The organism is Apilactobacillus micheneri, assembly GCF_002993975.1.
GTDB lineage: Bacteria > Bacillota > Bacilli > Lactobacillales > Lactobacillaceae > Apilactobacillus > Apilactobacillus micheneri.
Map to the genome: position 1 here is coordinate 1 of NZ_POSO01000010.1, position 989 is coordinate 989.

Genomic DNA, 989 nt, shown 5'->3' on the forward strand with positions numbered 1-989 from the left:
CTTAAAATAAAATAATAAAACACATAATTATTCTAACACTGTTGTAATCATTTTGTATTGATTAATTATAATAGTGTTATAATATAATAAGCTTATATTGAAAGAAGTAAATTATATGAAACGAAAAATTTGAGAATCCTTTTTATCCTTCAATAATTGCTATCATTGCAATTTCTATTCAATCTATTGATATAAAAGCGGATACCGTAACCTCACCAGTTACTAATAATCAGAATGATTCACAAAATAATGTTACTGATAGTAATCAATTCTCTGGAATAATAACTAATGATTCAAACAATAATAATGATGACAAGAGCAATTAGTAATTCCACAGATAATAATCAAAATACAGATAAACGTATTCCTGATAATCGAATAAAAGGTAAAGAAACATCATTATTTAGAATTTAAGTACAAAAAGACTAACTTTATACGAATTGTTAAAAAAAATCGCAGTCTTTATATAGGCGGTGGTTATAATACAAATAAAAAAGTATTAAAAGCTACAAAAATAGTAAAAATTTACTTAAAGCATGGGTTCATGTAATTGAATTTGAGAATACTAAATTAGGTAAATATGCTCATATTATACATAATGGAAAAGATGAAGGCTGGATTAACAATTCTGCTTTAGATTACTCATCTTTAAATTAAATAATGTCCCACTGATTAGCCAACGTCCACAGTTACCAACGGGTTGTGAAATTACGGCTGTGACAATGATGATTAATTACGCTACTGGTAAGAAATACTCTAAAACTTTTTTTTTTTTTGCTAATAAAATGCCTCGTAACTCTAATCCTAATAAAGGTTTTGTGGGCAGTCCTTATTCCAAATCAGGTTGGTATATTTATCCACCAGCATTAATGAAATTAGTTCATCGTTATGCTGACAGTAGTGTCAATCTAACTGGTAAAAGTACAATTTAAAACATTATTTAAAACAAAATAATCATCCTATTGTTATTTGGATAGCTAATGCTGATG

General features: G+C 26.9%; 3 protein-coding genes. All 3 read left to right on the forward strand.

Translation table 11 applies throughout. The features are described 5' to 3' along the window. Window positions 1-288 precede the first annotated feature (288 nt). The 3 genes from C7N41_RS07880 to C7N41_RS07615 all read left to right on the forward strand — a co-directional run bounded on the left by C7N41_RS07880 (window position 289) and on the right by C7N41_RS07615 (window position 932). The gene (locus tag C7N41_RS07880; protein WP_263852015.1) at window positions 289-414 is read left to right on the forward strand and encodes a hypothetical protein; all 126 of its coding nucleotides are present in this window, start codon (window positions 289-291) and stop codon (window positions 412-414) included. An 84-nt stretch (window positions 415-498) separates the two neighbouring features. After that, entirely contained in the window at window positions 499-657 is a 159-nt protein-coding gene (locus C7N41_RS07990) for a GW dipeptide domain-containing protein (RefSeq protein WP_105965076.1), read from the forward strand. Between the two features lie 14 nt (window positions 658-671). Next, on the forward strand, window positions 672-932 hold the full coding sequence (locus tag C7N41_RS07615) for a C39 family peptidase (RefSeq protein ID WP_225362896.1): 261 nt from the start codon (window positions 672-674) through the stop codon (window positions 930-932). The last annotated feature ends 57 nt before the right edge of the window (window positions 933-989 follow it).

Excerpts from the sequence above, each read along its gene's own strand:
- C7N41_RS07880 (WP_263852015.1), top strand. The coding sequence starts at position 289 with ATGATTCAAACAATAATAATGATGACAAGAGCAATTAGTAATTCCACA.